Source organism: Longimonas haloalkaliphila (assembly GCF_055379825.1).
The window spans coordinates 937,461-957,057 of record NZ_AP043948.1; the positions used below are offsets into that span (position 1 = coordinate 937,461).

Sequence of the window (19,597 nt, forward strand, 5' to 3'; positions counted from 1 at the left end):
TGGATGATCTCTCCCCTCCACCTGCTCCCAAGAGCCACCAAGGTCATGATGCATCGTGCTACTTCCTTCGTCCTGGCGTTCGTGCTTGCTTTAACAGGCGCGCTTAACGTGCAGGCCCAATCGCAAGACGACGCCATCAGCACCAACCCAACGGTGCCGACGGTCAATCAGCCGGTTACGATCACCTTCGATGCGTCGGGTACGCCGCTGGAAGGGCTCGGTGAAGACGTGTATGCTCACACGGGCGTAACCACTGACCAGAGCGACCCGGAGTGGACCTGCGTCAAAAATTTCTGGCCTACGCAAAATGAGTTCTCCGGCGAGCGCGCTGACACGCGTCTTACACAGGTAGACACAGATCTATATGAGCTCGAAATCAGCGACATCCGCGCGTACTACAGCGACAATGAAACCGGGTGCACGCTCGGGCAGAGTGAGGTCATCCAGACGATGAACTTCGTTTTTCGGGATACGGACGGTGACACCCAGACTGACGATAAGTTTGTCGCACTCGGCGATTCGGATGCGCCGCTTTTCGTCACCATCACGCAGCCATCGGTATCGGGTATCAATCCATTCATTATCGAGGATGGCGAAACGATAGAGATCGAAGCCGAGGCCATCGAGTCTGGCGAGAATCTCGAGGAAATGGTGCTCACCATCGATGGCCAGCAAGAAGCGTCTACAACCGAGACGACGCTTTCCGTGTCCACCACCTTCACAGACACCGGGAATCGCGAGGTTGAGGTTACCGCGACTGGCGACCAGGGGAGTGAAGTGAGCGACAGGCTTACGATTCTGGTGTCGCCCCCGGTTGAAGAACGGGCCCGTCCGGCAGGTGTCGAAGACGGCATTACGTACAACAGCGACGGATCGGTCACCCTCTCGTTCTACGGTCCGGGTAAGGACTTTGCTTATGCGATTGGCGACTTCAGCAACTGGGAGGTCGACAACGACTACTTCATGTATCGCGAGTCAACCAATGCATTTGGCGATAACGACGGCGCACACTGGTGGACTACGATCGACGGACTCACCCCAGGCGAAGAGTACCGCTTCCAGTACCTGGTCGATGGGGAAATCCGCATGGGCGATCTGTTCTCTGAGAAGGTGCTCACACCACAAGACCGGTTCATTGACGAAAGCACATACCCGAACCTGATCCCATATCCGGAAGACGAGACAGAGGGGTTTGTCTCAGTTCTGCAGACCGGACAGAGCGCGTTTAACTTCTCCGACTTTGAGCGTCCGCCCGCCGACGAGCTCGTTATCTATGAGTATCTGATTCGCGATTTCAACGACGAAAAAACGTACGCCTCCATCATCGATGAGCTTGACTACCTGGAGGGACTCGGCATCAACGCGATCGAACTGATGCCGGTATCGAACTTCGACGGTAACATCAGCTGGGGGTACAATCCGAACTTCCACCTTGCCCTTGAGAAGTCGTACGGTCCGGCTGAGGACTTCAAGCAGTTTGTAGAAGAGGCCCATCAGCGCGGCATAGCGGTGATTCTGGATGTGGTGTATAACCACGCTACCGACCCGTCGCCGCTCATCCAACTTGAAGGAAACGACCCCGGACAGAGCCGCTTCGTGGGGCCCGGGCACGACTTCAACGTCTTCAATCACCTGAACCACGACCACAAGTACATCCAGTACTGGGTGGATCGCGCCAATGCGCACTGGCTGGAGAAATATAACGTAGACGGCTACCGCTTCGACCTCACGAAAGGGTTTGTCACAAAAGAGCCCGACAATGATTTTGAGGTGGGCGGATTCAATCCGAACACGTTCGATCAGCGGCGCATCGATAACTTGCAGCGTATGGCCGATGCCATGTGGGATGTGGATAACTCGTCCTACATCATTCTGGAGCACTTCCAGCGCGACGAGGAGCTGCAGATGGCCGATTACCAGCGTGGCGAAGGCCGCCAGGGCATGATGTTCTGGCAAGGCATGAACGGAAATTACTCGGAAGCCGCCATGGGCTTCCTCAATAACACCTCGAACCTTGCTGCGACCTATCATCCTAACATCGGACTGGATATCGAGGTGGGCAACGCAATCACGTACATGGAGAGCCACGATGAGCAGTGGCTCATGCGCCGTATGCAACAGTTCGGCAATGCCAGCGACGATGGTTCGTACGATACCACCGATCTGGAGGTGGCCCTGGAACGCCAGAAGCTGATGGGTGGCTTCTTCCTGACGGTTCCTGGCCCGCGTATGCTCTGGCAGCTCGGCGAACTGGGCTACGGATGGGGGGACAACGAATGCCTGAAGCCGGGCGGGTTTGGCGACGATGGCGACTGCGCAGCTAACGATCCGGGACGTACCGATCCGAAGCCGGTGCGCACCGAAGAGTACTTCAACGATCCCGACCGTCGGGCCGTCTATGAAACCTGGGGCGCACTGCTAAACCTGCGCCAGGAATTTGAGCCGATGCGCTCGCTCGCCAGTGTAGAGCGTCTTGATGTGGGACCGGGCAACGATCCCATCCGTCACATCACGCTGACTGAAGGCAGTCAGCAGGTGCATATCGTTGGAAACTTCGGGCTGGCGGAAGCGGAAACGGATCTCAGCTTTCTTGAAAACGGCACCTGGTACGACTTCTTCCCCGGCGAAGCGTTTGAGGTCGACGACGAAAATCGCAATGACCCGGTCACCATGCAGCCGAGTCAGTTTCATGTGTTGGTCAACGAGCCGGTCGCCTTTCCCGAAGAAGACTGGCTCGGCTACGGGCTGCTACAGTCTCAGACGCTCGAAGTAGCCATCGACCGGGGCTTTGGAGGCACCCCCGTTGACGCGGCGAATTATCGCCTTGTGGCCCTGCCTGGCGACGTAAATCTGTCGCTTGCACAGGCAGTGTCGGGCCGTGCAGAGCGCGACTGGCAGGCCTACCTCGACGATGGGTCCGACGAGGACTTCCTCATCGCGTTCGACGGCTCCGATGCGTTTGACCTGCGTCCTGGAAATGGTTTCTGGCTTACAAGCCGGGCAAACTGGACCTTCAGCGATACAGTCGAGCAGGTACCCGTCGATTCTGAAACCGGGACGGTGACAATCGATCTGCAGGAGGGGTGGAATATCATCTCGAATCCGCTCGGGCAGTCCGTAGACTGGGAGGCCGTTGATGCGGCCAACGCGGGTGAACTACAGCCCATCCATGGCTTCGACGGGGCGTTCAGCGAGTCATCCACGTTCACGTCGGCTACGGAAGGCGTGGCGTACTACTTCTTCAATGACGACTCAGGCCGCGACGCGCTGAACATCCCGCTGTCCTCGTCGAGCGCTGCGACAACATCATCCGCCGCGACGAGTGAACGTCCGGCTGCGCTATCTCTCACCGCGCGACCGGCACACGCTGAAGACGACCAGCGTACCGCTTCGGCCGTCTATCTGGGCGTAGATGGCGAGCAGGCAAGCGTAATAGCGCCGCCCCAATCGTTCGAAGCGCTTAGCCTGCGCATCCAACCTGAAACCGAAGAAGCTGCTTCGGAGCGCGCCCGCTTGTCAACGCGCGAATACCGTGCAATGAACGGCGAGGGCGAGTCGTTTGCGCTCACGCTCTCCGCTGCAGAGTCGATGGTGGTTTCGCTGACAGCCGGTCAGTGGGAGGCTGTGGGAGGTTACCAGGTTGCCCTGATTGACGCGGCCAAAGGAACCGTTCATGACATGCGTCCGGGCGAGCCGGTGACGGTCGATGCGGGCGCCGACGCGACGCCGTTGCGCGTAGCCATTGGAACGCAGGCGTACATTGAGGAGCAAGCCCACGAGGCGCTTCCCACCGAGGTGAGCTTGCGCGCCTACCCGAATCCGGTACGCGACCAGGCGACCATTGCCTATACCCTGACCGAGGCCGATGATGTGCGCGTTGAGCTTTTCGATATGCTCGGGCGCCGCGTTAAGGTGATCGAAGATCGGGCGCAGCAGGCAGGGACTCACGAGGCGCAGTTCAGCGCCGATGGGCTGGCCAGCGGGGTCTACTTTGGCCGCCTGCATGTGGGAGGCGAAACGCTCACGCAGAAAATCACCGTGGTGCGATAAAGCAGGTAGCAGGGCGCAGGCCTCAATGCCCGCGCCTGCTGCGATTCGTTAATGGACTCCAAGACGCTCCCCCTTACATGTCAATGCATACAATAACGCCTACCACACAGCCTCGCTTCCTGCATCGCCTCAGTATGAGCATGTTTGTTCTTTTGCTCTGCGTGGTCGCAGTAGGATGCGACTCCTCGACCGATCCCGGAGACGACCCTGACCCACGCCCGCCTGTGGCCCCTTCGGGGTTGGAGGCCGCCTCGGGAGATTCGCAGGTTGCGCTTAGCTGGAGCAGCGTGAGCGACGTAGACGCGTACACGGTGTACCGCGCCACCGAGCCCATCTCTCGCGACGTGTCCAACGCTACTGCCGTCGAAAGCGGGCTGAGCGCTGCCGACTTCACCGACACAAGCGTGGAGAACGGAACGCTTTACTACTACCGCGTAACGGCCACCGCCAACGAGCTGGAAAGCAACGGGTCGAACCAAGTTGACGTAACTCCCTTCTCCCCCCCGCCCTCTGACCGGCCCTAGCCGCACGCACGATCGCGAATCCATCGTGGTTGTGCTGAACCGGAGCAACGAAGCGCACAGCGCCCGCATCCCCCTGCCTGAACTGCTGCGCGGGATCTATGACGTTGCATGGACCTCCTCGGAAACGGACCGCCTGCAGCAAGATGCCGAGGCGCTGCACCTTGAGGTCGACGCCCATGCCGGACTCGTGCTACACCACACCGACGCATCCCACCGATAACTTCCCGACAGCCCTATGAAAACGACCATGGTTGACTTGTCTCGTATCTCGCGGATGGTGCTCCCGCTGTTGCTTGGTGCCGTACTTGTGTGGAGCGGGTGCGACGATCCTGCGCCCGAGCCCGACACGTCAGAGGCGCCCGACTGGCACCATGGCGTTACCTACCAAGTGTTTGTGCATCCGTTTGCGGATGGATCAGGCGACGGCATTGGCGACTTTGACGGGCTGATCCAGAAGCTCGACTACATCGATGACATGGGGTTCGAATCCATCTGGCTGCTTCCTATTCACCCGTCGCCCTCCTACCACAAGTACGACGTGACCAACTACTGGGAGGTGCACCCCGACTACGGCACGATGGACGACTTTGAGCGCCTGTTGGATGAGGCGCACGACCGCGATATTCGTGTGGTACTTGACCTCGTGATCAACCACACCGCCCGCGATCACCCCTGGTTTCAGCAAGCTGTAGCCGATACAACCAGCGACTTCTTCGACTTCTACATCTGGGAGGATGAGGAAACCGTCGCCTCGTTTGCCGACGAAGAAGCCGGGCCCGATACCGACAATATTGACTTCTGGCATGAGGTGCAAGATGTTGATGAGATACAAGACGGACTCGATAAGCGCTACTTTGGCTACTTCTGGGGCGGCATGCCCGATCTCAACTTCGATAACCCGGCCGTGCGCGACTCGGTCATTGCCATTGGCGAGTACTGGCTTGAGAAAGGCGTAGACGGCTTCCGCCTCGATGCCGCCAAGCACATCTATCCTGATGAGCGTGCCGACGATGCCCACGCCTGGTGGCAGGAGTTTCGCGCCGAGATGGAGACCGTTCGCGAAGATGTCCTGCTCGTTGGCGAGGTATGGGACGGCCCCGAAGTTATTGCTCCGTTCTTTAGCGGGCTCCACAGCCTGTTTAACTTTCACCTCTCCGAGGAGATCTTCGACGCGTTTGAGACCCGTGAAGGCGCGGCCATCGCAGAGCGGCTTGTGGATATGCGCGCCATGTACACCGACGTGAATCCCGATTTTGTGGATGCCACGTTCCTCACCAATCACGACCAGCCGCGCATCATGAGCGAGCTCGATGACATGGACGATATGCGCACCGCCGCGCACCTGCTCTTTACGCTGCCCGGCGCGCCCTACGTCTACTACGGCGAGGAGATCGGCATGTATGGCGAAAAGCCCGATCCGAACATCCGCGAACCGATGCTGTGGGCGCCTGAAGACGAAGACGACCTGCGCACCACGTGGATGGAGCCCGAGTTCTCGACCGATGAAACCGTAACACCCGTCTCCGAGCAGCTCGACGATGAAGGCTCGCTGCTCAACCTCTACCGTGATCTAATCGCACTGCGCAGCGAGCATGAGGCCCTTGCGCGCGGTGAGATCGCAGCCGTATCTGTTGCGGATGCGACCGGACTCGTGGTCTACGAGCGCACCAGCGATACCCAGACGCTGCTGGTAGCCCACAACCTGGACACGGATGCGCACACCCTGTTGCTCCCCGACGACCTGCGCGATACGTACACCACCCTCGCCTACGCGTCGGACGATAGCATCGAGCTGGCCGATGACGGCACCACCCTGCCGCCCGCCAGCACGGTGATTCTTGGAACAGAGTAACGCTACCCTGAAAACCTGACACGTCTTTTCGAGACCGGTCAGGTTTGCAACGCACCCCCACTCATTCTATACCTGATTGCTTTGCCTCGTACGCTCTCCCGTTGGATCGGCCTTTTTGTTGGTGCCGCACTGATGGTTACGCCCGTGCCTACCTGGGCACAGACATCGCCAGGCACATATGTGGACTACGATGTGCGCGGATCGACTGTCGAAGTCGACGCCGACCGTGCAACCGCGCACATCACATTCTACAGCGACAGCATCGTCCGCGTTGACTGGACGCCCCCCGGCACGCCGCGTCCCGACTCCTCGTTTGCCGTGGTGCAAGAGCCGGAAGCCGACGTGCCCTCCGTAAACGAGCACGGCACCGCGCTCTGGGTGCGCGGTCCGGGCATCGATGTAAAGGTGCACAAAGCCCCGATGCACCTTCAGTTTGTAGATGCGAACGGCAACGAGCTCACCCGCGAGCAAGACACGGGCTTCGGATATGAAGACAATGATCGGATGCTGCAAATGCACCTCGACGAGGCCACGAACGTCTACGGCACAGGCGAGCGCGCGCCGACCTTCAACCTGCGCGGACAGGCGTTTGACCTGTACAACACGCAGCACTATGGCTACGACGAGGCGCCCTCCACCATGAAGATCAACGTACCGCTGGTGGTTACCAACAGCGCGTACGCCCTCTTTGTGGATACCATTAGCCCCGCGACGTTCGATATTGGCGCCACCGATGAAGCACTGTTCGACATCGAGGCGGAGGGCGGCGAGATCACATACTACGTGATTCAGGGCGAGGACATCCCCACGCAGCTTGAGCACTACACCGGCCTCACCGGACGCCAGCCGATGCCGCCGAAGTGGGCCATGGGCTATATCCAGTCGCGCTTTGGCTACCGCACCGAAGCCGAAACTCGTGAAGTCGTCGATACCCTGCTCGATCGTGACTTTCCGCTCGATGCCATTATTCTTGACCTCGACTGGTTCGAGCACATGGGCGATATGGACTGGGACCGCGAGGCCTTCCCCGATCCGTTTCAGATGATGCGTGACTTCCGCGATGAGGGCGTGAAGACGCTTGCGATCACCGAGCCGTATATGGTCACCAACGCACGCCTCTTCGACAACGCCGACCAGGGCGGCTATTTGGCTACCGACGACGAAGGCGACACCTATCTGATCGACGATTGGTGGTCGTGCGATGACGAGATCACAGAGAGCGAGGAAGGCTGCCGGGCTGCGCTGATTGACTTTACGAACCCAGCCGCGCGCGACTGGTGGTGGGGGCAGCATCCGGTCTTTATGGGAGATGAGATGGCTGCACTGTGGACCGACCTGGGCGAGCCGGAGAACCACCCCGAGAGAATGCGCCATCGCTGGGGCACCGCCCGCGAGGTGCACAACGTATACAGCCTGCTCTGGGCACAGACCCTTGCGGAAGGCTACCGCGAGTGGCGTCCGAATGACCGCTTTGTAAACCTGACGCGCGCCGGATCCGCCGGGATTCAGCGCTACAGTCCGATTCTCTGGTCGGGCGACGTATCCCGCTCCTTCACCGGATATCAGGCGCAGCCCCCCATGCTGCTCAACATGAGCCTGTCCGGCCTCGCCTACTACAGCTCTGATCTGGGCGGCTTCACAGGCGAACTGCCCGATGAGCTGTACACGCGCTGGTTCCAGCATGGCACCTTCACCCCCACCATGCGCCCGCATGGCAACGACACCCAGCCGACCGAGCCGACCGACTTCGGTACGTCTAAAGAGCAGACATTGCGCGAGTATGTGGAGCTGCGCTACCGGATTATGCCGTACATCTACACGCTGGCGTACGAAAACTACAGCACCGGCATGCCGCTCGTGCGTCCACTGATGTTTGAAGACGAGTCGCTCTACAACGAAGACGAGACGTACCTCTTTGGGGATGCGTTTCTGGTTGCCCCGGTCTGGGAGCAAGGGCAGCGCGAGCGGACTGTGCCCTTGCCGGAGGGCAGCACCTGGATCGACTACTGGAGCGGCGATGCCTACGCGGGCGGACAGTCAGTCACGGTTGATGCGCCGCTTAGCGAGATGCCGCTTTTTGTGCGAGCAGGCAGCATCATCCCCATGCGTCCGGTGGCCTCTAACGTAGAAGAGCAGCCGCAGGATGTGCTGCAGCTTGACGTATACCCGGCCTCCGATAGCAACTGCCACAGCGCGACCCTCTACGAAGACGATGGGCAGACCCGAAACTACGAAACCGGGGCCTACGCTGTCACGTCGCTCCATCAGAAACAGCACATGATTGGGGAAGAGCACGTGTTTGATCTGACTGTGGGAGCGGCAGCCGGCACCTATGCCGAACAGCCCGAGGCCCGCACGATTGAGGCGACTGTGCATCACATCGCCGAAGCTCCCGCATCCGTAACGCACAACGGCGCCGAACTGGCTATGCAGACATCGATGTCTGATTGGAAGGCGGATGGGGGCGTCTACCATGACGCCGAAGCCGAGCGCCTGCACATCCAGATCAACGATGCGTCTGTGGACACCGCCCACACCCTGCGCCTTCATTCCCCCACCGTAGCGCCGATGCCCGAGTAACCTAGTAGTCGCCGAAATTCGTGCTTGTGAAGCGCTGGGTGCAGCTTAGAGGAAGAGAGAAAAGTAGTGGAGTGAATATCATTCAATGCCATTGAGTTCACCCAAGGGGCGCTCTCGGAAGAGGGGGCCTTTTATTTGTGACCCGTCTTTGTTTAACTTTTATGAATGGCTAGTGAGTGGGGTGTTTTGCCTTGATAATTTATTCTCTCAATGACTCTCATTAAGAGCGTAGGAACTGCAATACTTCTTTTCACTCTTCTTGGATTTACTGTACCGGAAACTGAGGTCCAGAATGATAGAGCTGCCGAACGGATTTGCAATTACACTGTGCAAGTGAACAGCGATTTTGCTGAAGTTGTAAGTGGCGATTGCGAGACAGGTGGTCTCCCCAATAAATGTTGCTCCTACTGGTCTGTGTCCGTCGAAATAGGCTTTATGCCTTCTGTTACTTGCACAACTGGAGGAGATTTCCAATGTGAAGCGTGTTAGTCGTTGTAAAATTGGGCAAGGCCTCCTTTTCTCAATAATGCTTGAGGAAAGGGGGCTTTTGTAGTTCTTTCTCTCGTAGATAGAAAAACAAATGACAAAGTATAAAATCGTTTCTTGCTTTATATTGATGGTTGCGCTAAGCTTTTTTGCCACAATCCCCAATATTGCAGAGGCACAGTGCACAGATGCGTTCCTTTCCTTTCGGACGATAACACTGGACGAACCTGATGCGCCACTCGGAAATCCTGAAAGCGCGGCGGTTCTTGCAAATGGCCACATGGCAGTTGCTACGTCAAGTCCGGGTGCTGTGCATTTGTTTGACGATAGGGGGCGGTACGTCCAGCAAATTGGCGACCAGGGATCGGGCCCATTCGAGTACCAGAATCCGTCGATCGTTCGCACAGACGGAAGCACAATATATGTGTGGGATAGCGAGCAACTGCGACTCCTCGCGTTTGACGAAGAAGGGCGTGAAATAGACGAATGGACACACTTCTCACAAGCCCTTGCTGACTTTGATGTGGAGGATGAGACCCTACTTGGGTATCGGAGTGGGATACGTTCGGGAGCGTCCGTTACTGGACAAACGATAGAAGATGGGGAAGAGATATTTGCGACGGGAGAGGCGACCGATGAGCATGTTGTGCTTTCATTTCTGGATGGTTCAGGAACCCTTCGGGCTTCGCAAGAGCATGTCTATTATGCCTCCCCAGCACGCGCATCCATTTATGCATACGACCGAGAGTTGGGACAGACCCAGACGTACCATATAGAAGATGGCGACTTCTCGGTCAATGAGTTTGCCCAAAACCTTACCGATCGGGAATCCATCATAGACTATGTGACAGAGAACAGCCGCTTTTACAAGCTGAGTGTGCTGCCCGACCAATCATTTTTAGCTGTGCTCCAACACGGTAACATCACCTACGGCGATGACGGACTGTCGGACTTCGACCGTACGCTAAATATCCATCATGTAGACGAAGAGGGGCAGGCTAAAGGATGTGAGCAGATCGAACTCGATTTTGAACGCACGGGCGATGATCCCATTATCGGATATACTGACAGCGGATTCATTGTTCTTGAGACCGAGCAAGAAGACGGCGACCTGACGTATCGGATTTATTTTATGAGTGTAAACGAAGCTGTCACGTACTGATGACGGCTCCTTGCGCTGCGTGCCATTGACGCCATTGGCACCGATGCCCACATGCGGCGCCTGGCTCAGCGACTGGACACCGAGCTGCCAGACGGGGTGCGCGATCATACGCTGCGCACGCTTGCATCGCGTAACCCAGACGAGTGACACCAACTCCGCACGCGTCGTTGATGTATGGAAGGTTGGACGGTTCGAGGAGTACATCGTCCATCCCCAAACGAGACCGAAGGCCGAATTACGACGCACATCTGGCATCGTGCAGAGAAGCGATCCTACAACGGTGCAACCGGATTTGGCATGAGTAGCATTACCAGGCACCATTACCAGATAGAGCAGAACGACCTCGTGCCGCTATCAAAAAAGCCCCGTTCCCACGTGATGTGAGGACGGGGCGTTTCGTTTGGGGGATGCATAGCCCATCTTCTACATCGGAATCTTCCGCATCCGGCACACAAGCTGACGGCTACCGATACGCCGCCACGTACGACAGCACGGCGCAGAAGAGCGGGTAGTGGAAACAGCGATGACTCATTTCGCTCAAGTATAACAAAAATGTAACGGGCGCTGATGTGACTTGTTTTTTTCGTAGGGGGGGTATGATTCACGTGTAGTACAGATCAACCTGTTTGTGGTATAGACAGATTTTTCTTCACTTCTCGTGCTATCCAATCCTTTCATTATGACTTTTTACACCCACTTCGTCCGTGCTTTAACACTTGCTACCGCGGGGATTCTTCTGTGCGGAAATGCTCTCGCTCAACCAGATGCCCTGTCTTTTAACGATCACCCGCGTACACCTTCCAACCCTGATTGGACTGAGATGTGGCGCTCCTCGCCGACCGATGCCGAGTACCTGTTCACTGATCCACAGCGTATGATCTTGCACAATGATCAGCTATTCGTAACTGATTCTAACGGGGAGCGACCGGTCTGGGTGTTTGATGCCCATGATGGCTCTGTACAAGACTACATTGGTGCGCTGGGTGAGGGGCCTGGGGAGATTCGAATTGTTGGAGCAATTGATATAGTGAATGACGAACACCTCACTGTTCAGGACCCGCGCAGCCAGGCTATTTCTTTATTTGATACTGATGAAGGCTCCTTCGAGTATCAATTGGAGGAGCAACTCACCTTTGCTGTTGGGTTTGGCGAAGATGTCATGGTTCACAAGCCTTCCAGCATGGATGACCGCAACGTATTTGCACGTGCCTATGAAGTGACGACTACCGCCGAGGGGCGTGTTGCGCTTGGCGACGTGCGTTGGGAGGTTGCGCTCGATGAAGTTGGAGAGGACTTTGCGCCGCTACGTACCAACTCGCTTCTGAAACAAGGTCCAGTCATCGTTGATGGTGACATTGCCTACATTGGTTTCCTAAATGCCGGTCACCTGGTTGGATTGTCGGTAGAGACCGGTGAGGTGCTGTTTGTAACAGCTGAACCCCACAATGTGAATCCGCCTGACTTTCTCGGAGCGCATGAAGGTGTTGATATGATGGCACCGCCTGTAAACCAGTACCCAACAATGGCACTTGGGCTTACTACCGATGTTAATTACGTGTATGCCCTGCACTCGGGTGTCGTTGTGGAGACGCGCGATGACTTGAAGCGCATTGAGGAGGCCGAGCAGGTTGATCTCTACGACAAAGAAACTGGCACATACTTGCGCAGTGTCGACTTGCCCCATCCAGCCCGCGACCTGGTGGTGACCGATTCGCATGTGTACCTGTTCACGATGGATGAGGAGCCTGTGCTATTCAAATATGAGAAGCCTGAGAGCCTGTAGCTAATCGCAAACAGCTACCGGAGAATCGCGTCATGGCGAATGCAATATCGAACGCCGGTGGGCGTCCGTTCATCGGCAAACACGTGCCCGAGATGCGCGCCACATGAACCGCAAACAACCTGCGTGCGCTCACGCCCATGTGTCGTCAAGAAGCGCTCTTCCACATGCGCCTGAATAGCGCTACAGAAGCTGGGATAACCAGTCCCTGATTCAAACTTCACATCCGCACGAAAAAGCGGCAAGCCGCACGACGTACAGCAATATACGTCGTGGCTGGCTGGAGTCCCGTCGGCGTCAATCGGAAGTCGTTCGAACATCAGTCCGTATCAGTCAGGGTGGGCGGTGTGCAGATTCTGTGCGACTCGTGAACGTGTGAAAGCGTAGCAGGTGTTATTCTCGTCGTTTGAGATATCCCACCTTACGCCTACTGCGCCCAGAACGACCGTACGTGGCAAACCCTGCGAACAAGATTGCCACGCTCTTTACACCGGAATCAAGCCTGTCACCTATCACAGTCTGGAGGTCACCCAAACCGGTGAAACGTGAGAGGTACAGGCCATTGTGGATATGTGAGCAGGCCTGATATGTGAGCAAGGCTTAGAGCCTCAGAGGAGTTACGTGTAAAGGATCCCCATCTGCACTCAACAGATAAAAGCCTAACCTCTAACCTAATTATCAAAATACATGTGCATGTCGGGGTAAAACGCACGAACGGCTCTTTGCAACATGCACTTACCTCATACTCAAGTCTATGGTTGGCGAGACGATAGCGGGCTACCGTGTTGTTGAGAAGATCGGTCAGGGGGGCATGGGCACGGTGTACAAGGCAGTCGATGAGGCGCTAAACAAGACAGTGGCGCTTAAAGTAATGCTGCCGAGTCTGCTCGAAGACCCTACGTTCTCAAAGCGGTTCCGCTCAGAGGCGCGTGCGCTGGCCAAGTTGGATGCGAAGAACATCGTTCGAGTGCATGCGCTTCGCGATACCGACCATGGCACCTTCCTGGTGATGGAGTATGTAGAAGGGCAAACGCTAAGCTCCGTTTTAGAAGCCCATGCCCCGTTACCCGTAGATGAAACACTCGCCCTGTTTACACAGATGGTCAGGGCTATAGAGCATGCCCATGCAGCGGATGTGCTGCATCGTGACCTCAAGCCCAGCAACATTCTCGTCAGTGATGAAGGCACAGTAAAAATAACTGACTTTGGTCTCGCCAAAATTCGGGATGAGGACGTGAACTTGACCTCAACCCATGAAACAGCAGGAACGCTCTGCTACATGTCTCCAGAACAGGTGGAGGGGCTACGCAACGTGAACGAGCAGAGCGACTTGTTTTCGCTGGGTCTGGTGCTCTACGAGATGCTTACCGGACGATTGCCCTTCGATCGTACGTCCGGCAACTACACGATCCAGCGAGCGATCGTCGAGGAATCCTTCCCACCCCCATCTGACTTTCGGAATGAGATCTCGCCAGGTTTAGACCGTTTTGTACAACGGCTCATTACAAAAAATCCGTCAGAGCGGCCTCAGAGTGCTACTCTCGTGCTTGAAGCCCTACAGGCACTTGAAGAGCCCTCTGCTATTACTGGAACGCTTTCTTTTGCAGAGCCCGACTCATCAAATAAGTGGTCGCTGGCGGGGATAAGCAGTGTCATTGTGGCAATCGGCATTTTCCTGGCAATCACTGGTTTCTTGGTCGTGCGCACCGTTCTCTCCCCGTCTTCAGAAGCGCCATTGCAGGAAGAGGCGTTTCAAGAATCCAGTACTCCGGTTTCGCTCTCAATAGCAACAACGCCTGACAGTGCCGCCATATTCGTTAATGGGGAAAACGTAGGACGATCGCCTCTTCAGGAACTGAATGTTTCCCCCGGTCCTGCATCGCTCCGCGTCGTTCAAGAGGGATACGAGCAGTTAGATACAACCCTGAGCCTCACCTCCAGCCAGACTGTAGAACTCACGCTCGACCGACGTTCCACCACAGACGAGCGTGTTGATCCTCAAGTAACAGCAGAACGCCAGGAGCCGCTCCAGCCTTCAGAAGCAGGCACCGATTTTACAGATGAAGGGTCGCAATCCTCACCATCGTTTTCGGAGTCGGATGCTGAACCAGATGCTGAACCGGGTGCGGAATCAGGTGTTGAATCCGAAACAACGCCTGCCACCCTCTCTCTACAGATAATTCCGTCGGGAGAGGTGCGTGTCAACGGCGTGGTTCAGTCTGTGGCTAATAACGGCTCATTTGTGGATACACGCTCTCCGGGCACCTACACCATAGCGGCTACGTACCGCGATCGCGAGTGGGAGCAGACCGTCACGCTTACGGCAGGTGAGAGCTGGGAGCACAGCGTTGATTTCACCCGCCAGTTTGATGTTGCGATTACAACCGAAACCGCTCGCGGAGAGCGCCTGGCCAACGCAGAGGTGCTCGTGGATGGCAAAGCAGTAGGATATACGCCACAGCGCCTCTCATTGCGAACGGGACGCTACACCATTGCTGTACAAAAAGAGGGGTATCAAACGGTAGAACAGGAAATCCTTGTTGATCCTGCACTCGATACACCACTGACGATTCAACTGGATCGTGTGGAGTAGCCCGGTCACTTGTCTCTCTCTTTACGTCTGCTCATCCCCCTTAAAGCACGCTCCCATAGCCTTCCGATCCTTTATGCGAATGCTTCTCTGGTGTAGCATGGTATTGTCTGTCCTCGGTGCGGTGTATCCGACTGATGCAGCAGCACAGGTAGATCCGGAGGTGAAATCGTGTGATACAGAGTACAGACAGGCTGAAGATGCCTACTTCTCGGCAGACTTCGACAAAGCAATCCGCCTCCTTGAGACCTGTCTTGAAGAGGTTGATCTTGAAACTGACACGCGCGTCCAATTCCACCGACTTCTTGCATTTGCGTATCTGGCACAGGCGGATCGTAGAGAAGCCCGTTTAGTGGTGGAAAGCCTCCTCGACGCCGATGAAACGTATGCTCCGTCGCCTGCCGAAGACCGTCCGGATTTCATCGAGTTGGTGCAAGAAGTAAAAGACTCGCGTGCAGTTGAGGAAGACGACGGCCGTAGATGGTGGCGATGGGTAGCAGGAGGTGCTGCAACGGCAGTTGCTGGTATTGCCGTTGCGGTTCTCACGGGGGGAGGCAACGGTGGGGACGGGAATGGCACTTCGCAGCCGCTCCCTGCTCCTCCCGTTCCGAATAACTGAGTCATCTTTCTGAGAAGGAAGCTAAACGCTGTGAGCACAAAAATTGAGGTAGGAGGACTGGTTTGTAAGTCCTCGCCCCAACGCTCGTAATAGCAGGCACCGATCGGGCCCATGAGTGAAGAGAGCTCATGCATCAGACATCCGTACTTTTTGCTACGACACGTACTTATGTTGCAACAGGGAATCATAGGGCTCTTTTTCAGCCTCTTTATTGGATTTTGGGCTGCAACTCCCCTTTCCGCACAGGAACGACCCACGGATATATCTGCATCGCCTGGCGATAATGCTGTATCTGTTACATGGGAAGCCCCCAACTTGGATGCCGATGAAGAGATTGAAGGGTACAATATATACCGCAACACAAGATACTTTGAAAGCGATGCCCCAGACAGAGTCGATGCAGAGCGAATCAACTCAAGTCCGGTGACCAACCGGCTATACACCGACAACAGTGTGTCTAATGGGATCACTTACTTCTACCGTGTCTCGGCCCTCATCAGCGAAGACGGAGACCCGGCCGAGGAGTTTGATCTTTCGGGAGGAGAAAGTGGCATTGACTTCGCTACGCCCTCATCGCCTCCTGCAATAATCATTGAGGCGCCCACCCCTACACTTCGGCCCGACCCGATCCCAGAGCAGGAAATGCTGACTATTGAAGCGGACATCACAGATGACTTAGAGCTTGGGGCGACCACACTGCATCACCGTCAGGGCGGCGAGGCCGATTTTATCCGAAGCTCCATGGCACGCGCAAACGGAATCTTCGAAGGACCAATTGCCCCAGACCGCGTGAGCGCACGGGGCATTGAGTACTTCATCACGGCTGTTGACACAGCAGGTGTATCGGCCCGCGTCCCCCGAGCCGGCTATATCTCCGTGCCCGTTGCAACAACCGGCCTCTCAACAACGCAGGGCGGAGGGACATCACAGACGGCCTTTCGAATAATTAGCCCTCCGCTAAATCTGGAAGAGAACAACGTAGGCAGTGTATTCCGAGACAATATCGGCCCTTTCGATTCGAGCGAGTGGCGGCTCTTTACGGTAGGAAATACGCAGCTTGACGCGAGCGGCGACTATCAAGAGATAGAAGACCCGGCGTACCCCTTCGCACCTACCGATGCTTTCTGGCTTATCAGCCGATCTTCAGCTACGATCGGGACCGGTGAGGGTGTTTCTGTACGGACCGATGAGGTCCTTGAGGTTCCGTTGCAAGAAGGATGGAATCTTGTTGGGATGCCATATGCATTCGCATTGCCCCGTGCAAATCTATCAGTAACCAATACGTCGGCTACGCTCAACGATGTGCTCGCGTACTCTGGTGAGTTTGTGCCTGTAGAAAGCGGTGACCTGATTCGGTCCTTTCAGGGGTATCTGGTTCGCTTGTCTGATGGCGGAACAGGGACACTGGTGATTGACCCCGATCGTTCATCGTCTGAAGAAGCTCGTGCCCAGAAGTCAGGTCCAGAATCGCTCGCGTGGGAGATCAATATAGACGCGCAAGTTCAAGACGCACGTGACGCGTACAATGTGGCGGGCACTGCTCCGGAGGCGCGTCAAGGGTATGACATGCTGGACCGCTTCAATCCGCCGCCGATCGGCGAGTACGTGACTCTTTACTTCACGCATGACAGGAACAGGGCGGGTAAGGATCAGGAGCGGTATCGCCGTGATGTGCGGCCGGTAGGGCAGGATCCGTTCAGATGGGACTTCGATGTGCAAACGCCCATCCGCGACAAGGTAACGCTTACATTCTCAGGTATGGATACCGTCCCGGCTGCCTATGACATCTTACTGGTAGACGAGACGCTCGGCGTTGAGCAAAACGTACGCACGCATCCTGAATATCGATTTACAGCTCCGGGTCCAGACCTCTCCAAGCGGTTTCATCTTTTGGTAGGAACGCCTGCAGATCTTGAGGAGGCAACAGACGAGCTTGGTGATCGTCCGGGTGAGGTCGAACTCGGTCCAAACTTTCCAAATCCATTTCGCACAGCGACAACGATCCGTTTCGGGCTACCTGCACCTATGCCTGTTTCGATTCACGTATACGACATCCTGGGGCGCCGTGTCGCGACGCTACTTTCAGGCAATACACTACAAAAAGGGTATCACACCGTTGTTTGGGATGCGGATGAAGGAGGAAGTGCTCTGTCAAGTGGCACATATTTCTATCGGCTGGAAGCCGGGACAACAGTGCACACCGGACGAATGACACGTGTGCGGTAGATCAGGATATCCAACCGGTGCATCGACAATTGACACGGTACAAAAAGAAGAGGAGATCCCCTGTTGTGAGGACCTCCTCTTCCGTTGCACGTTGGTGCTTTATCGGGTATGCACGAAGGGAAGCAAATCCCCTTCCTGCATGACCAGGCTACTCGAGTTCAATTTCTTCTGCAACCAGGTCGCCGCTGGCGTTTCGGTATCCCTCTACTTCAACGCCATCGCCTTCCTGCAGGTCAGAAAGCGAAAGTGTGCGATCGTCATCTTCAATTTCGGTGTTGGAGGTTACAAGGAACGTAAAGCCATTCACCGTAATGCTATCACCTGTGAGGGCTTCGATGACGCCTTCCACTTCTACTTCGTTTTCACCTTCCTCATCATCTTCCCGTTCGATTTCATCTGCGACCAGCTCACCCGACCGGTTGCGAAATCCGTCAACCTCGACTGTGTCGCCTTCTTCAAGGTCACTGAAACGAAGGTCGTCCTCAAACTCAGTGCGAGATGTAATCTGGAAGGTAATGCCATTGACCGTGAGGCTACTCTGTGAGATCGAGTCAATCTGACCTTCAACCTCAATGTCGTCGGCCTCCCATTCGATCTCTTTAGCAATCAAGTTGTCGCTTCGATCACGGTATCCTTCAACTTCAACTTTATCACCGGGGCGGAGGTCAGAAAACGCCAAGCGAATACCTTTATCGCCCTCGATTTCTGTCTGGCTATTAACCCGGAACGTCGTTCCGCGTACGGTAATCTGGTTGTCACTCAGCGACTCAATGCGCCCTTCGACCTCTATTTCTTCAGCGTCAGCATCTTCTGCTTCGATAGATCTCTCGATATTCTCTTCAATGAGATCTTCAAAACGCCCCCCGCTGTTTCCTTCTTCTGGATTCACAAGGGTGCCGTCTTCGGTGCGAAACCACGAGTCCAAGTCAACACGGAAGTTAACCGTTTTCGGCTGATCCACTGATACGACAAGCGAGGGCTTGAATTCAAGCTCCTGTTCTTCGTCAATATCGCTCAGGAACGTGAAGTCCCGTTCAGGACCTCCATCTGGGGTCCACACGCCTTGAACACGTATGCTAAACCCTTCCGGGAAACCAGTTTGGTCGAGCAGTTCAGCAGCGTCGGGGTCGTCGCGTTCGAGCTTGTCGACTTCAAACTCTACTTCTTCCCATACTCCTTCGGGAAGTGAAGCTTCCGTAATGGTTTCTGGCACGCCCCCACCAAGCGGGAGATCGACGAGAATGGGCCCTTGTTCTACATCCTCGCGGCTACCACTATCGCTTTCGAACTCGATTTTACTGATGGCAATTTCGGCGCGCTCTATCGTGAGCACATTTCCGGTTCTATCTGAAATCGACGCAGTCCCAGAACGCGACATTGTGGCAGCTGTACTTGACCCCGTCATAGTCGTCGTAAAGGCCAGCGTAAGTGGGGTCTCGTTTTCAGCACCGTCATCCGACGTAATGCTACTGCTGTCACAAGCAGCAAAGAGGAGGAGAACGCCGATACAGATTGACGCTATCGATGCTGTTGATCGTAAAATCATGTAGCGCATAGTAAGTGTTTACCGAATGCTTATGAGGGTACCTTGATAGTCGAGATCCGCATCATGCGGCTCGATGCATGATATACAAAGCCAACATTCATGCCAGGCTTTTTGCTTCTTGCTTAAGTTACTTTCAAACAGCAATTTAAATAAAACATAAACGATCTGGCAAGGTCGAGAAA

General features: G+C 55.8%; 12 protein-coding genes. 10 read left to right on the forward strand and 2 right to left on the reverse strand.

Annotated elements, in window-relative coordinates; all coding sequences use genetic code 11:
- Positions 1-3 precede the first annotated feature (3 nt).
- From ACZ48V_RS03665 to ACZ48V_RS03695, 7 genes are all read left to right on the forward strand, one after another.
- The gene (locus tag ACZ48V_RS03665) at positions 4-4,050 is read left to right on the forward strand and encodes an alpha-amylase family glycosyl hydrolase (RefSeq protein ID WP_464541701.1); all 4,047 of its coding nucleotides are present in this window, start codon (positions 4-6) and stop codon (positions 4,048-4,050) included.
- Between the two features lie 134 nt (positions 4,051-4,184).
- Positions 4,185-4,574 carry a hypothetical protein gene (locus ACZ48V_RS03670; protein ID WP_464541703.1) on the forward strand — a complete coding sequence of 130 codons (390 nt, stop codon included), beginning with the start codon at positions 4,185-4,187 and terminating at the stop codon, positions 4,572-4,574.
- A 25-nt stretch (positions 4,575-4,599) separates the two neighbouring features.
- On the forward strand, positions 4,600-4,794 hold the full coding sequence (locus ACZ48V_RS03675; protein ID WP_353562375.1) for a hypothetical protein: 195 nt from the start codon (positions 4,600-4,602) through the stop codon (positions 4,792-4,794).
- Between the two features lie 15 nt (positions 4,795-4,809).
- Complete coding sequence (locus ACZ48V_RS03680; protein WP_464541705.1) at positions 4,810-6,426, forward strand: alpha-amylase family glycosyl hydrolase; 1,617 nt, start codon at positions 4,810-4,812, stop codon at positions 6,424-6,426.
- Positions 6,427-6,507: 81 nt separating this feature from the next.
- Positions 6,508-9,006: a glycoside hydrolase family 31 protein gene (locus tag ACZ48V_RS03685; RefSeq protein WP_464541707.1), complete on the forward strand. Its 2,499-nt coding sequence runs from the start codon at positions 6,508-6,510 to the stop codon at positions 9,004-9,006.
- A gap of 616 nt (positions 9,007-9,622) precedes the next feature.
- Complete coding sequence (locus ACZ48V_RS03690; RefSeq protein WP_464541709.1) at positions 9,623-10,654, forward strand: 6-bladed beta-propeller; 1,032 nt, start codon at positions 9,623-9,625, stop codon at positions 10,652-10,654.
- Between the two features lie 679 nt (positions 10,655-11,333).
- On the forward strand, positions 11,334-12,437 hold the full coding sequence (locus tag ACZ48V_RS03695) for a 6-bladed beta-propeller (RefSeq protein WP_464541711.1): 1,104 nt from the start codon (positions 11,334-11,336) through the stop codon (positions 12,435-12,437).
- Between the two features lie 14 nt (positions 12,438-12,451).
- Here the strand turns inward: ACZ48V_RS03695 and ACZ48V_RS03700 are convergent, their stop codons facing one another.
- Complete coding sequence (locus ACZ48V_RS03700) at positions 12,452-12,754, reverse strand: peptide-methionine (R)-S-oxide reductase (protein WP_464541713.1); 303 nt, start codon at positions 12,752-12,754, stop codon at positions 12,452-12,454.
- Positions 12,755-13,188: 434 nt separating this feature from the next.
- Between ACZ48V_RS03700 and ACZ48V_RS03705 the strand changes: the two genes are divergently transcribed.
- The 3 genes from ACZ48V_RS03705 (at position 13,189) to ACZ48V_RS03715 (ending at position 17,869) form a co-directional block, all read left to right on the forward strand.
- Positions 13,189-15,027: a serine/threonine-protein kinase gene (locus ACZ48V_RS03705; protein ID WP_464541715.1), complete on the forward strand. Its 1,839-nt coding sequence runs from the start codon at positions 13,189-13,191 to the stop codon at positions 15,025-15,027.
- Between the two features lie 97 nt (positions 15,028-15,124).
- A complete protein-coding gene (locus ACZ48V_RS03710; protein ID WP_464541717.1) occupies positions 15,125-15,643 on the forward strand; it encodes a hypothetical protein in 519 nt (172 codons plus the stop codon).
- A gap of 168 nt (positions 15,644-15,811) precedes the next feature.
- Positions 15,812-17,869: a T9SS type A sorting domain-containing protein gene (locus tag ACZ48V_RS03715; RefSeq protein WP_464541719.1), complete on the forward strand. Its 2,058-nt coding sequence runs from the start codon at positions 15,812-15,814 to the stop codon at positions 17,867-17,869.
- A gap of 148 nt (positions 17,870-18,017) precedes the next feature.
- Here the strand turns inward: ACZ48V_RS03715 and ACZ48V_RS03720 are convergent, their stop codons facing one another.
- Positions 18,018-19,247, reverse strand: coding sequence for a DUF5666 domain-containing protein (locus ACZ48V_RS03720; protein WP_464541721.1), 1,230 nt, complete (start codon positions 19,245-19,247; stop codon positions 18,018-18,020).
- Positions 19,248-19,597 lie beyond the last annotated feature (350 nt).